The following is a 13,893-nucleotide window of genomic DNA, read 5'->3' as shown; positions in this document are numbered from 1 at the left end:
TTAGTGGACACGATTGCCGGTCTCTTCAGTTTTATCACCACGCCCGTCTCGTGGATCATCGTCCAGTTCCACAGTCTTTACGGGGCGATGTTCGGCCCGGACACGGGCTGGGCCTGGGGACTGTCCATCGTGTCGCTGGTGGTCCTCATCCGCATCTGTCTGATCCCGCTCTTCGTGAAGCAGATCAAGTCGATGCGGAACATGCAGGCGCTCCAGCCGAAGATGAAGGCGATCCAGGAGCGCTACAAGAGCGACAAACAGCGTCAGTCCGAAGAGATGATGAAGCTGTACAAGGAGACGGGCACCAACCCGCTCTCCTCGTGCCTGCCCATCCTCGCGCAGTCGCCGTTCTTCTTCGCGCTCTACTACGTGCTCTCCAAGATCGCCTCCGGTGACGTCGTCGGCGTGATCAACGAGCCGCTGCTCGCCAGCGCCCGTCAGGCGCACATCTTCGGTGCCCCGCTGGCGGCGAAGTTCACCGACAGCTCCGCCAAGGTCGCCTCGCTCGACGCCTCGCTCACCGACGTCCGCGTCGTCACCGCCATCATGATCATCCTGATGTCGGCGTCGCAGTTCTACACGCAGCGCCAGCTGATGCAGAAGAACGTCGACCTGAGCGTGAAGACCCCGTACATGCAGCAGCAGAAGCTGCTGATGTACATCTTCCCGATCATCTTCGCCGTGATGGGCATCAACTTCCCCGTCGGCGTCCTCGTCTACTGGCTGACCACCAACCTCTGGACCATGGGTCAGCAGATGTACGTGATCAACCAGAACCCGACCCCCGGCAGCAAGGCCCAGGACCAGTACCTCCAGCGGCTGCTGAAGGGCGCCACCCAGCACGGTGAGATCCGCTCGCGCCGTAAGCGCAAGGTCGTGCAGACGCTCGTCGCCAAGGGCTCGGACCGCAACGACAACGAGCGCAAGTTCATCAGCAGCCTGGCCAAGGCCGGCTACGCCGCCCAGGCGGACGGCACCGTGATCAAGAGCGAGACCGTCGCGGCCGAGGCCGAGGGCGGTGCCGCCCAGCGTCGCCAGCAGCCCAAGCGGCAGACGAAGTCCAAGCGCCAGTCCGGTGGTGGCCAGCGCGGAGGTGCCGGCAGCGGCGGTGCCGACGGCAAGTCCTCGTCCGACCCGTCGGACCCGTCCGACTCCTCGGACCCGTCGGACTCGTCCGACTCTTCGGCGGATCCTTCGTCCGAGACTTCGGAGTCCACGACGTCCTTGAAGAAGGACGCCTCCCAGGGCGCCAAGCCCAAGTCCAAGCAGGCCGGACGGGCCAACTCGGCCCGCCAGCAGCCCAAGTCGGGGCAGCGCAAGGGCCAGCAGCGCCCCAAGCACCCGTCGTCCAAGAAGTAGTAGAAGGAGTCCATCCGTGACGGAAGGCACCATCCCCGCCGCTGAGGAGAGCGACACCCTGACCCGCCTTGAGCAGGAGGGGGAGATTGCCGCCGACTACCTGGAGGGCCTGCTCGACATCGCCGACCTCGACGGTGACATCGACATGGACGTCGAGGCCGACCGGGCCGCGGTCTCGATCATCAGCGACGCCAACAGCCGGGACCTCCAGAAGCTCGTCGGTCGGGACGGCGAAGTCCTGGAAGCCCTCCAGGAGCTGACCCGGCTCGCCGTGCACCGCGAGACGGGCGACCGCAGCCGGCTGATGCTGGACATCGCGGGCTTCCGGGCCAAGAAGCGCACCGAACTCGCCGAGCTGGGGGCCAAGGCCGCCGACGAGGTGAAGAACTCCGGCGAGCCCGTGAAGCTGAACCCGATGACGCCCTTCGAGCGCAAGGTCGTGCACGACGCGGTCGCCGCGGCGGGGCTGCGTAGCGAGTCCGAGGGCGAGGAGCCGCAGCGGTTCGTCGTCGTACTCCCTGCCTGACCTCGATCGTTCCGTCGGCCCCGTCTGTTTCGCAGGCGGGGCCGATCTTTGTCAGCCTGATAGTCAGCCACCCCCGTTCGATGAACGACAGTGCGGTACGGAAGGACGGTCCCCGTGACGGAGGCAGCAGAGCTTCCCCAGGCGCCCGATGCGGCGCGGACGGCATTCGGAGAGTTCTTTCCGGAAGCCGTGCGGTACGCGGAGCTGCTCGCTGACGCCGGAGTCAAGCGTGGCTTGATCGGCCCCCGTGAAGTCCCCCGGCTCTGGGAGCGGCACCTGCTGAACTGCGCGGTGCTCTCCGAAGTGGTGCCCGAGGGGGTCACGGTCTGCGACGTCGGCTCCGGCGCCGGTCTGCCCGGCATCCCGCTGGCCCTGGTGCGTCCGGATCTGAAGATCACGCTCCTGGAGCCCTTGCTGCGGCGGACCAACTTCCTCCAGGAGGTCGTCGAGCTGCTGGGGCTGGACCATGTGACGGTGGTCCGCGGGCGGGCCGAGGAAGTGCTGGGCAAGCTGCCCCCGGTGCACGTGGTGACCGCCCGGGCCGTGGCGCCGCTGGATCGGCTCGCAGGCTGGGGCGTTCCGCTGCTGCGGCCCTACGGGGAGATGCTGGCCCTGAAGGGCGACACCGCCGAGGAGGAGCTGAAGGGCGCCCGCGCTGCGCTGAGCAAGCTCGGTGTGGTGGAGACCTCGGTGCTGCACGTCGGTGAGGGGCTGGTCGATCCGTTGGCCACCGTGGTCCGGGTCGAGGTCGGCGAGAGCCCGGGCGGAGTCCGCTTCGCTGCCAAGCGGGCGAAGGCGGCCCGGGTCAGCCGTGGCCGTCGACGTCGCTGAGCGTTTCAGCCGTCGAGTAGTTCCATACGTACGTATTTCGGAGTGTCGTCCGGATGTCGTTTCACGTCCCGGGCATCGTGTTTCACGTGAAACGTCGCTCACTGCTGCACGGAATCATCAGCCGCGGGCGTGCTGCCGCCCCGCTTCGGAACCGTAGACCCCTCGCAGGGGTCACGAAGTTGTCCACAGACGTGGATTCATCCACAGAAGCACGGGCCTCGCTGGTTCACGACCCCGAAAGCATGGCAGGCTCTGTTCATCGCGAGCCTGAAGTCGAGGAGAGTGAATCCTTGCGGTCCGACGCCAACATCGCGGGACCGATGACCGATCCGGTCCCCGGTCCCCGTACCGAGTCGCCGGGAGACGATGTTTCACGTGAAACACCGCCCCCTTTGGACGACACCCCCATCGGCCGTGCAGCCCAGCTGGCCATGGAGGCACTGGGGCGTGCCGGCGAGGGGCTGCCCCGACCTGAGCAGACGCGCATCGTCGTCGTCGCCAACCAGAAGGGTGGCGTGGGCAAGACGACGACCACCGTCAACCTTGCCGCGTCGCTGGCGCTGCACGGCGCACGTGTTCTTGTGATCGATCTGGATCCGCAGGGCAATGCCTCCACGGCACTGGGGATCGATCATCACTCCGAAGTTCCCTCGATCTATGACGTCCTGGTGGAGAGCAAGCCGCTCTCCGACGTGGTCCAGCCCGTCCCGGACGTCGAAGGTCTCTTCTGCGCCCCGGCCACCATCGATCTCGCCGGTGCGGAGATCGAGTTGGTGTCGCTGGTGGCGCGGGAGAGCAGACTCCAGCGTGCGATTCAGGCGTACGAGCAGCCCCTGGACTACATCTTCATCGACTGCCCTCCGTCGCTCGGGCTGCTGACGGTCAATGCCATGGTGGCCGGGGCCGAGGTCCTGATCCCCATCCAGTGCGAGTACTACGCACTGGAAGGCCTGGGGCAGTTGCTGCGGAACGTCGACCTGGTGCGCGGTCATCTGAATCCCGTGCTGCATGTGTCGACGATCCTCCTCACCATGTACGACGGTCGGACCCGGCTTGCCTCCCAGGTGGCCGACGAGGTCCGCAGTCACTTCGGTGAGGAGGTCCTACGGACGAGCATTCCGCGCTCCGTCCGCATCTCGGAGGCACCGAGCTATGGACAGACGGTGCTGACCTACGACCCGGGGTCCAGCGGATCCCTGTCGTATCTGGAAGCGGCACGAGAAATCGCCTTGCGCGGTGTCGGCCTCCAGTACGACCCGCATCACGCCCATGTGGGCGTACAGAACAGTCAGAAGAACGTCTCGGAGGGGATCCAGTGAGTGAGCGACGTAGAGGGTTGGGGCGTGGGCTCGCCGCCCTGATCCCTGCAGCTCCCCAAGAGAAGCCGGTGCCTGCCGGTGGTGCAGGGGGGACTCCTTCGGGGGGATCCCCCGTGCAGACCGTGGACCGTGGTGTCACGACGCCCACGTCGCTGAAGCTCCCGTCGGCCGCCCCGGCACCCGATGCGGTGCTGGTGGAACCCGAGCCGGAGCCGGAGGCTGCTGCTCAGCTCCTGACGCCGGTCGGCGCGTTCTTCGCGGAAGTGCCGCTGGACTCGATCAGCGGCAATCCCTTCCAGCCGCGCAAGGTCTTCGACGAGGACGATCTCGCCGAACTGGTCGTCTCCATCAAGGAGGTCGGACTCCTCCAGCCGGTCGTCGTCCGCCAGACGGAGCCGGAGCAGTATGAGCTGATCATGGGTGAGCGTCGTGTGCGGGCCTGCCGTGAGGCCGGCCTGGAGACGATCCCCGCCATCGTCCGGCACACGGACGACGAGAAGCTGCTGCTGGACGCGCTCCTGGAGAACCTGCACCGCGTACAGCTGAACCCGCTGGAAGAGGCTTTCGCCTACGACCAGTTGCTCAAGGACTTCAACTGCACCCATGACCAGCTCGCCGACCGGATCGGCCGCTCCCGTCCTCAGGTCTCCAACACCCTGCGTCTACTGCGGCTGACGCCCGCCGTTCAGCAGAAGGTGGCGGCCGGAGTGCTGATGGCCGGGCACGCCCGGGCGCTGCTGGGCGTCGAGGACCCGCAGGCGCAGGAGGAGCTGGCTCGGCGGATCGTCGCCGAGGGGTTGTCGGTGCGCTCGGTCGAGGAGATCGTCAAGCTGTACGAGTCCGATGAGCAGGGCCCGCCCAAGCAGAAGAAGGGCCCGCGGGCCGGTGCTCGGGTTTCCCCCGCGCTCACCGATCTGGCGTCCCGTCTCTCCGACCGCTTCGAGACCCGGGTGAAGGTCGACCTGGGGCAGAAGAAGGGGAAGATCGTCGTCGAGTTCGCCTCGATGGAGGATCTGGAGCGGATCCTCGGCACGCTCGCCCCGGGCGAGGACCGGGCCCTGGAGAAGGGCCTGACAGGCACGGGCGAGGACGACGAGGACTGACCTTCCCGCGCGGTCGACGGGGGCGGGCCGTCCCGGTGAATCACCGGTGACGGCTCGCCTTCTGCATGACATCGGTGTGCGCTTCGAAGCCAGATGGATACGATGCGTTGGGTAGGGACGCATCCTCGGTGTGTGCCGCCTCGGAGGAGGACAGGGCCATGCGATCGGTCAGCCGCAGTCAGTGGGTGACGGCCGGGTTGGGCCTGGGAGCGTTGGGGGGCTTCGTCACCAGCCTGCTCCTTGAGCGGAGCGTCCTGGCAGCTGCTCGGAGCGCGGCCGGGGAAGGAAGCGAGGAACGGCCTTCATGGGGCGTCGGCTTGTACCCCTCACCCTGGACAACCTTTCGGACCTCCCCCGGCGATGCCGCTCGTGCGTCTTCTGGGAACTCGATCCGGTCAGTGGAGAAGCAGCGATAAAGGCGGGCACGCCCGAGCTGGAGAAGGAAGCGTGGATCTCCGCTGTGCTGTTGGAGTGGGGTTCCTGCGGACGGGTCGTCTACGTCGACGAGGTGCCGGTGGGCTTCGTCCTCTACGCGCCTCCCGCCTATGTGCCGCGCTCGCTGGCCTTCCCCACGAGCCCGGTGTCTGCAGACGCGGTTCAGCTGATGACCGGATGGATCGACCCCGGGTACCAAGGGCAGGGGCTCGGCAGGGTCATCGTCCAGACGGTGGCCAAGGACGTACTGCGCCGGGGCTTCAAGGCGATCGAAGCCTTCGGGCAGGTGCGGTGGCAGGAACCCGTCTGCGTTCTCCCTGCTGACCATCTGACGGCCGTGGGCTTCAAGACGGTCCGTCCCCATCCGACGTATCCGCGGTTGCGGCTGGAGCTGCGGAACACGCTCTCCTGGAAGGAGGACGTGGAACTCGCGTTGGACCGGCTGCTGGGGGCGGTGCAGAAGGAACCGGCGTTACGTCCCCTGTAGACCTTGGTGGCTCTCTGCCACGGTGGAACACCAAGGGCCCGCCCCCGGATGGGGACGGGCCCTGGCGCATGTTTCACGTGAAACAACGCAGGCGCATCGGCGCCGTGGTGTCGTCAGCCGAGGAAGTTCTCAAGGTCGCGCTCGATCGCGGCCTTCGGCTTGGCGCCAACGATGGTCTTGGCGACCTCGCCGTTCTGGTACACGTTCAGCGTCGGGATGGACATGACCCCGTACTTCGCGGCGGTGGCGGGGTTCTCGTCGATGTTGAGCTTGACGATCTCGATCTTGTCGCCGTGCTCGGCCGCGATCGCCTCAAGGGACGGCGCGATCTGGCGGCACGGGCCGCACCAGGCAGCCCAGAAGTCCACCAGAACGGGCTTGTCGCTCTTGAGGACCTCCTCTTCGAAGGTGTCATCCGTTACGTTCTTCAGCGCGCCGGCCACGGCGGCCTCCTTAGTCTTCTGCGGGGTGGCGGGGAAGTTGGTGGGGCGGGCTCAGACCGCGGCGGTCTGCTCGGCCTGGGCCGCCTGCTCACCGTCGGCCAGCGCGGCGAGGAAGCGCTCGGCGTCCAGCGCGGCGGAGCAGCCCGTGCCGGCGGCCGTGATGGCCTGGCGGTACGTGTGGTCGACGACGTCACCGGCGGCGAACACACCGGTGAGGTTGGTGCGGGTGGACGGGGCCTCGACCTTCAGGTAGCCCTCGTCGTCCAGTTCGAGCTGACCCTTGAAGAGCTCGGTGCGCGGGTCGTGGCCGACGGCGATGAAGAGTCCGGTGGCCGGGAGGTGCGAGGTCTCGCCCGTCTTGGTGTTCCGCAGGGTCAGACCGGAGAGCTTCTGGTCTCCGTGGATCTCCGCGACCTCGCTGTCCCAGGCGAAGGAGATCTTCGGGTCGGCGAAGGCCCGGTCCTGCATGGCCTTCGAGGCGCGCAGGCTGTCACGGCGGTGGACGATGGTGACCGACTTGGCGAACCGGGAGAGGAAGGTGGCCTCCTCCATCGCGGTGTCGCCGCCGCCGACCACGGCGATGTCCTGGTCCTTGAAGAAGAAGCCGTCGCAGGTGGCGCACCACGAGACGCCGCGTCCGGAGAGTGCGTCCTCGTTCGGCAGGCCGAGCTTGCGGTGCTGGGAGCCGGTCGTGACGATGACGGCCTTGGCCTTGTGCACGGTGCCCGCAGTGTCGGTGACGGTCTTGATCTCACCGGTGAGATCGACGGAGACCACGTCGTCCGGCACCAGCTCGGCACCGAAGCGCTCGGCCTGGGCCCGCATGTTGTCCATGAGGTCCGGGCCCATGATGCCGTCGCGGAAGCCGGGGAAGTTCTCCACATCGGTGGTGTTCATCAGCGCGCCACCGGCGGTCACGGCACCCTCGAACACCAGCGGCTTCAGCGATGCACGCGCGGTGTAGAGCGCCGCCGTATAGCCGGCGGGTCCGGAGCCGATGATGATCACGTTACGGACGTCGCTCACGGATTTCTTCCTCGTCTCTGCAGGCTGCCTGCTGACTGTTGGGCCCGGGGTCGTTGCCTCTCACCCCACCCAACGGATCCTAAGGGGCATGCATTCCCGTGTTGTCAGCGCAGCGCTGTGGAAAGGGTCAACGACGAGGATAGGTGCGGTTCAGCAGGACCTTCCCGGAGGTGCTGGAGGAGTCCGAGGTGCAGCTCGCGTCGATCACGAACGCCTCGACCTGCTGCAAGTCCCCGAGGTGTGGAAGCACCAGGAGGTAGGCGGTGGCACCCTCGTAGCGGCCCTGTTCCGAGGCGAGCGGGGGGTCGGTGCGGCCGGTGCCCAGCTGGACACAGGGCGGTACCGAGGCGCCGGCCTCCGTACCGCTTCCGATCTCGGTACCAGGCGCCCGGGTCCCGGGCTCCCCCTCCGTGCGCAGGGTGTTCCCCTGGTTGCCGTTCGGGCTGAGCGGACCGGAGGAGGTGGAGATCAACTCCTGAACCTGTCCCTTGAGGGCGGAGGCGGAGAACTCCTTCGATCCGTCGACCGAGGAGGTGACGTGCACCTCGGCGGACTTCGGTGGATCTTCCATCGCTTGGTAGGTCTGGAGGACGAGCACACTCACCCCGGCGACGGCGACGCCGGCGACGGCACAGAGGACCGCGCGCCGCTTCCGCCGGAGCTGGGGGGATCGACCGGGCCCGGTGGCGCCACGTGCATGGCCGCTCGGTCGATCGGCTCCCTTGGTCGCACCGTGAGCAGGTCCGGTGGGGCGAGGAGCGTCGCTCGCGTCGGGGGTGGTCGTCGGAGGCGCTGTTTCACGTGAAACATTCGCATGGGCCGAACCGTGTGCGCCGTGCTCGGGGGCGCTGGAGTCCAACAGCGCCTCGGCGGCGAGCGCCGCGTCGATGCGGCCGGCGACGTCCGCGGGCATGCGCGCGGCCCCGGGCAGGGTGCCCAGCAGGCTACGGATCTCCTCCAGGGACGCTTGGACGTCGGCGCACAGTTCGCAGCCGTCGAGGTGTTCGCGGAGATCGGCGCTCTGAGAAGGGGAAAGCAGGCCCTCCGTGAGGTCGGAGATCTCCGAGACGTCCGGATGCTGAGTCATGTCGGCCGTGGATGTCACGCGCGTCCACCTCCGCCCTTCACAGCAGCAGGATCACTCGGCCCTGCGTCCTTTTGGTCCTTCGCCGGTGGGACGGCTGTCCCCGGCGTCCGGTTCCTTCCCCTTCTGTGATCGTGGCTATCCCCCTGGTCGCCGCGCAGATGGGTGACCATCGGCAGCAGCCGCGCCCGCCCCCGGGCACAGCGGCTCTTGACCGTGCCGACGGGTACGTCGAGGATCTGGGCCGCCTCCGCGACCGAGTAGCCCTGCATGTCCACCAGCACCAGAGCGGCCCGCTGATCGGTGGGGAGCTTCGCGAGCGCGGCCAGCACTTCCCGGTTCAGATCGTGCCGCTCGACGGGTGCCTCGGCGGACTCGTGCGGTTCGAGGAGCTGTTCCAGGCGCTCGGTGTCGTCGACGGGAGCGGTCTTGCGGGTGGCGGCCTTACGGGCGCGGTCCAGACAGGCGTTCACCGTGATGCGGTGGAGCCAGGTGGTCACGGCCGACTGCCCCCGGAAGGTGTGGGCGGCCCGGAAGGCGGAGACCAGCGCGTCCTGGACGGCGTCCGCTGCCTCTTCCCGGTCCCCCAGGGTGCGTAGGGCAACGGCCCAGAGCCGGTCGCGGTGTCGGCGGACCAGTTCGCCGAAGGCGTCGGGGTCGCCCTCGACATGGCGGGCGAGGAGTTCGGAGTCACTGAGTGTGTGGGACGCCCCCGTCGTCACGGCCTCCACCCTCTGGTCAGTCGCATTCCGTACCTGATCGAATCGGCTGTGGCTCGGTCTGTCTATCACGATTCAGACGGGCAGAGGCAGGGGGAAAGCGCAATAACGTCGCCCGTGGCCGACCCGTGTCCGGTGCGCGTCCGGGCCGGCGACGGGACCTCCCGCCGCCGGCCCGGCGCTCAGCGACCGAGGACCTTGATCTCCGTGATGCCGCCGCGGTACTTGTTCCCGAACTCCAGCGGGAGTTTGGAGACGTGGACCAGGACGTAGCGGGTGCGGGTGGGCTTGTCGAAGGTGGTCTTCACATTCGCCCCCACCGTCTGCCGAGGTGTCAGGCTCTTACCGAACTCCGAGAGCGACGTCGGGTCGGACGCGTTCTCCCCCGCCGCGAACACCTGGACCTCGTGACCGGCGCGGTACATGTCGATGTCGAGGCCGGACACCTCCTGCACGCTGCCGAGGTCGACGATGATGCCGCTCCCCTGCTTGCGATCGGGCAGGTTCCCGAAGTTGGGGTAGTTGTGGTACTCGGGCGTGACCCAGGACGTGCCCGGATCGCCGTCGACCGTGTTCGGGGCCTGCTGTTCCTTGATGCCGTCGCCGTTCACCGTGAACTCGTCGGCGTCCTTGATGGTCAGGGGCTCCGCCGGGGCCTTCGGCTTCTCGTCGTTCTTCTCGGGCGGCGTCTGTGTGCTGGAGCCGGGGTCGTCGTCCCGTTCGAGGAGCTCCTCCGCGATCTGCCAGCTGCCCAAGCCCAGGGCGGTGATCAGGAGGGCCGCCACGATCCACTTGAGGACCTTGCCGGCCCGGCTTTCCAGCGGGGCGGGCGGAATCGGCACCGTGGACGAGATCCCGCCGTTGGGCGGTCCGGCGGGGCGGCCGTAGGTGCCCTGCTGGTAGGTGGTGCGCCGGTACTCCGGTGGAGTGGCGAAGGTGGGCTCCGGGGGCCGGATCCGCGGCATCTCGCCGACGGCCTTGGCCAACTCCTCCGGCGTCGTGCAGGGCGGCTCCTGGCGGGAGGCGGTGGCGCCGTCGTTCACCAGGGCGCGCATGGCCAGCTCGGAGAGCCCCCGGTGCACGCCCGCCCGGACCTGGTCCGGTGGCAGCAGCCCGGCGCCCTTGGGCAGCCCGGACAGGCCATAGGCGTTCGTCTCGTACGGCCAGCGCTGGGTGAGGGCGGCATACAGGAGCGCGCCGATCGCTTCGGTGTCGGTGCGCTGGGGCCGTTCGGTTGCGATGCCGCGCAGGGCGGCGTTCACGGCGAGGCCGCGGATGCGGTACTGGCCGGTGGAGGTCCGCAGGACGGCGCCCGGGGTCAGCTTGAGGTGGGAGAGCCCTTCGCGGTGGGCGGCGGCCAGGGCCTGGGAGAGCTGGTCGACGAGTTTGTACGCCTCGTGGGGCTCCAGCGGCCCCATCGCGAGCAGCGCGGTCAGCTCGGTGGCGTCGGGAAGCCACTCGTGGACGACGTAGACGAGGTCGTTGTCCTCAACGGCGTCGAGCACCATGACGAACCGGGCGTCGCCGAGGAGGGCCGCGGAGCGGGCCGCGGCGAGCACGGAGCGGGCCCTGGGGTGGTCGGCGGGGAGCACGTGCACCCCGACGGCGCGGCGCAGCTTCTCGTCCACCGCACGCCAGCTGCTGAATCCGTCCAAACGGGTGATGCACTCTTCGAGGCGGTAGCGTCTGGCGAGCTTGTGGCCGCTGTGCAGCTCGGGCGTGGCGATGGTCGAATCGGCGGCCTTCGCCTTCTTTTCGGCCTTCGGGGGCCGCGTGGTCTCGTCGTCCGGTGCGGCGCTCCCCGCCCGCTCGGTCTGCTCGGACTCTTCGGTCTGCTCGGCCCGAGCAGGCTCTTCGGCCGGCGCAGGCTCTTCGGACCGCTCGGCGCGTTCGGGCTCGTCGCCCCGCTCGCCCTTGGACCCGTTGTCTTCCCCGCCCGAAGAGCTCTTCGCCTCCGGTGCGGGGGTTTGGGACGCCCCGTCGGCCGTGGCCTCGTCCGCCTGCGCGGTCAGCGGTTCGTCTCCGCCGTTGTCGGCCACGTCGACGGCAGCCGTGCTACGTTCCGCCACCGTCGTTCCTGCCTCCCCATCCGTTGCGCATAACCAACAGCCATGCCAATTGTGCCCACAGTCCGCTGCTATGCACGACACACGGCACCTGGCGATGGTTGTGCGCGGCGGTGCGCGGTCCTACCTGCCGAGACGCCCGCGCACCATGCCGACCATGGAGTTCAACTCCTCGATGCGCATGCGCTTGGCCGCGACGAAGAAGACGCCGAGGAGCACGATCCCACCGCCCAGGAGGGCGGCGAGGGAGCCGCTGGCGCCGTTGCCGAGGACCTTGATGATCCCGAAGGCCGCCGCGCCGCCGACCAGCGCCGCCGGCAGCGAGGCCATGCACAGGCGGGTGTACGTCCGCATGACGTGCGGTCCGTCCAGATCGCCGCCGAGCCGCCGCTTCAGCCGGCGCCAGGCGACCCCCACGCCGATCATGTATGCCAGGCCGTAGGAGGCGGCCATGCCGACCACGGCCCAGCGGGCGGGCAGCAGCATGAAGCTGATTCCGGCCGCGCTCGCGTTGACGATCGCGACGATGACGGTGTTGTAGAAGGGCGTCCGGGTGTCCTCGTAGGCGTAGAAGCCGCGGAGCACGACGTACTGGACGGAGTACGGGATCAGGCCGAGGCCGAAGGCCATCAGGGTGAAGCCGATGTTCCGGGCGCCCTCGGCGCCCGAGCCGGCGTACATCAGGCCCGCCATCGGCACGCCCAGCGCGAAGAAGGCGAAGGCGGAGGGCACGATGGCGACGGCGGAGGTGCGCAGGCCGTAGGAGATGTCGTCGCGGACCGCGGCGGCGTCCCCGTCGTGGGCCGAGCGGGAGATCCTGGGCAGCACCGCGGTCATCACGGAGACGGTGATGATGGCCTGGGGGAGCTGCCACAGCAGCAGCGCGTAGTTGTACGCGGTGATGCCGGTGCCGGTGAAGCCGTGCTTCTCGGCGGTCGCACCGGCGGAGGTCGCCAGCTGGGTGACGACGATCATGCCGAGCTGGTTGGCGAGCACGAAGAAGAGCGTCCACTTCGCCAGGCCGGCGGCCTTGCCCAGGCCCTGGCCCCGCCAGTCGAAGCGCAGCCGCATTCGGAAGCCCGCGTCCCGCAGGTAGGGGAGCATCGCCAGCGCCTGGACGACGAGGCCGAGCATGGTGCCGAGGCCGAGGAGCCGAACGCCCTCGGGGGTGATGGTGGCGGTGTTGACCCCGGACTCGGTGAAGCTGCCGAACGCCCAGATGAACGCGGCGAACGAGGCGATGATGACGACGTTGTTGAGGACCGGGGTCCACATCATCGCGCCGAAGCGTCCGCGGGCGTTCAGGATCTGTCCGAGCACCACGTGGAGGCCCATGAAGAAGATCGTGGGGATGCAGTAGCGCGCGAAGGCGACCGCGACGTCCTTCTTCTCCGGGTCGGCGGCGATGGTCGGCGACATCATGGTCACCAGCAGCGGGGCCGCCACCACGCAGATCACGGTGACGCCGGCGAGCAGCACGACGACGAGCGTCAGCAGGCGGTTGGCGTACGCCTCGCCGCCGTCCTCGTCGTTCTTCATGGCCCGGACGAGTTGGGGGATGAAGACCGCGTTCAGCGCGCCGCCGCCGACCAGGACGTAGATCATCGTCGGTAGGACGTTGGCGACCTGGTAGGTGTCGCTGAGGACGCCGACGCCGATGGCCGCGGCCATCACGAGGTTCCGCAGGAAGCCGGTGAGCCGGGAGACGATCGTTCCCGCGGCCATCACCGCGCTGGACTTCGCCAGGCTCGCGACCCGGCCGCCGGACTTCTTCGACGGCGGGGGCGCCGCGGCCGGGGCGGGCTCCGGAGCGGGTGCCGGCACGGTCTGGCCGGGGCTCTGCTGGTCGCGGTAGAGGTGTGCGAACGCGTCCTGCGCCGGCGGCTCCTCGCCGGCGTTGCTGACCAGGTCGTCGACCCCGGTGTACTGGGTGGTCCGGGCGTCGTCGCCGTACGGCAGGTGACGGGAGGGGCCGGCCGGCTCCGGGGGCGGGGTGTGCGCCCAGACGCGCGGGTCCGGCGCGTACTGCGACACCGGGGGCTGCTGGTAGAGCGGCTGGGCGTCCGGGTACGTGCCCGGGGGCGGCGGCGGGTGCGAGGCACGGTCGTACAGCGCCTCGGCCACCGGGTCCTGGGCGGAGAGGTCCTGCGCCCGGTAGGGGTCCGGGGCGTAGGCGTCCCGCAGGTACGGGTCCTGGGCGTAACCGTTCTGCTGGTACGGATCCTGCTGGTACGGGTCGTGCGGATAGTGCTGCTGCTGCGCGGGGTCCTGGGCGTAGTGCTGCTGCTGCCCGTGTTCCGGCGCGTACGGGTGCTGGGTGGGATCCTGCGCGTACTGCTGTTGCTGGTGCTGCTGGCCGGGGTCGTGGGGGTAGGGAGGCTGGTGCGGGTGCGGCGGCTGGGCCGCCGGGTCCATGCCGGCGCCTTGACCGCGGTCACCGTCGTACGGCGCGTTCATTGCTACCCCACCTCATCGTCCCCGGCCGGCGGCCACGA

General features: G+C 68.8%; 12 protein-coding genes. 6 read left to right on the top strand and 6 right to left on the bottom strand.

Annotated elements, in window-relative coordinates; genetic code table 11:
* The first annotated feature begins 3 nt into the window (after positions 1-3).
* The 6 genes from yidC to ABZ842_RS13320 all read left to right on the top strand — a co-directional run bounded on the left by yidC (position 4) and on the right by ABZ842_RS13320 (position 6,060).
* A complete protein-coding gene (gene yidC / locus ABZ842_RS13345; RefSeq protein WP_361536317.1) occupies positions 4-1,359 on the top strand; it encodes a membrane protein insertase YidC in 1,356 nt (451 codons plus the stop codon).
* Positions 1,360-1,375: 16 nt separating this feature from the next.
* Positions 1,376-1,885: a R3H domain-containing nucleic acid-binding protein gene (locus ABZ842_RS13340; RefSeq protein ID WP_361536315.1), complete on the top strand. Its 510-nt coding sequence runs from the start codon at positions 1,376-1,378 to the stop codon at positions 1,883-1,885.
* 114 nt (positions 1,886-1,999) lie between these two features.
* Positions 2,000-2,716, top strand: coding sequence for a 16S rRNA (guanine(527)-N(7))-methyltransferase RsmG (gene rsmG / locus ABZ842_RS13335; RefSeq protein WP_361536313.1), 717 nt, complete (start codon positions 2,000-2,002; stop codon positions 2,714-2,716).
* A gap of 242 nt (positions 2,717-2,958) precedes the next feature.
* On the top strand, positions 2,959-4,035 hold the full coding sequence (locus ABZ842_RS13330; RefSeq protein WP_361536418.1) for a ParA family protein: 1,077 nt from the start codon (positions 2,959-2,961) through the stop codon (positions 4,033-4,035).
* A complete protein-coding gene (locus ABZ842_RS13325; protein ID WP_361536311.1) occupies positions 4,032-5,138 on the top strand; it encodes a ParB/RepB/Spo0J family partition protein in 1,107 nt (368 codons plus the stop codon). The genes ABZ842_RS13330 and ABZ842_RS13325 overlap by 4 nt, the downstream gene beginning before the upstream one ends.
* 304 nt (positions 5,139-5,442) lie before the next feature.
* On the top strand, positions 5,443-6,060 hold the full coding sequence (locus ABZ842_RS13320; RefSeq protein ID WP_361536309.1) for a GNAT family N-acetyltransferase: 618 nt from the start codon (positions 5,443-5,445) through the stop codon (positions 6,058-6,060).
* A 113-nt stretch (positions 6,061-6,173) separates the two neighbouring features.
* On the opposite strand, the gene trxA is transcribed toward ABZ842_RS13320, so the two are convergent.
* From trxA to murJ, 6 genes are all read right to left on the bottom strand, one after another.
* Entirely contained in the window at positions 6,174-6,503 is a 330-nt protein-coding gene (gene trxA / locus ABZ842_RS13315) for a thioredoxin (protein WP_361536307.1), read from the bottom strand.
* A gap of 51 nt (positions 6,504-6,554) precedes the next feature.
* Positions 6,555-7,529, bottom strand: a complete 975-nt coding sequence (trxB, locus tag ABZ842_RS13310; RefSeq protein ID WP_361536305.1) for a thioredoxin-disulfide reductase — start codon at positions 7,527-7,529, stop codon at positions 6,555-6,557.
* Between the two features lie 127 nt (positions 7,530-7,656).
* Positions 7,657-8,634, bottom strand: coding sequence for a zf-HC2 domain-containing protein (locus tag ABZ842_RS13305; RefSeq protein WP_361536303.1), 978 nt, complete (start codon positions 8,632-8,634; stop codon positions 7,657-7,659).
* The gene (gene sigM, locus ABZ842_RS13300; RefSeq protein ID WP_361536301.1) at positions 8,631-9,335 is read right to left on the bottom strand and encodes an RNA polymerase sigma factor SigM; all 705 of its coding nucleotides are present in this window, start codon (positions 9,333-9,335) and stop codon (positions 8,631-8,633) included. The genes ABZ842_RS13305 and sigM overlap by 4 nt, the downstream gene beginning before the upstream one ends.
* Before the next feature lie 179 nt (positions 9,336-9,514).
* A complete protein-coding gene (locus ABZ842_RS13295; RefSeq protein ID WP_361536299.1) occupies positions 9,515-11,401 on the bottom strand; it encodes a protein kinase family protein in 1,887 nt (628 codons plus the stop codon).
* 120 nt (positions 11,402-11,521) lie between these two features.
* Entirely contained in the window at positions 11,522-13,855 is a 2,334-nt protein-coding gene (murJ, locus tag ABZ842_RS13290; RefSeq protein WP_361536297.1) for a murein biosynthesis integral membrane protein MurJ, read from the bottom strand.
* Positions 13,856-13,893 lie beyond the last annotated feature (38 nt).

This window comes from Streptomyces sp. NPDC047315 (genome assembly GCF_040643215.1).
In the GTDB taxonomy this organism is placed as follows: domain Bacteria; phylum Actinomycetota; class Actinomycetes; order Streptomycetales; family Streptomycetaceae; genus Streptomyces.
The sequence above is the reverse complement of the archived record's forward strand: the minus strand, read 5'-3'. Positions and strand labels throughout refer to the sequence as shown.

Excerpts from the sequence above, each read along its gene's own strand:
- ABZ842_RS13330 (WP_361536418.1), top strand. The coding sequence starts at position 2,959 with ATGGCAGGCTCTGTTCATCGCGAGCCTGAAGTCGAGGAGAGTGAATCC.
- ABZ842_RS13320 (WP_361536309.1), top strand. The coding sequence starts at position 5,443 with ATGGGGCGTCGGCTTGTACCCCTCACCCTGGACAACCTTTCGGACCTC.
- murJ (WP_361536297.1), bottom strand. The coding sequence starts at position 13,855 with ATGAACGCGCCGTACGACGGTGACCGCGGTCAAGGCGCCGGCATGGAC.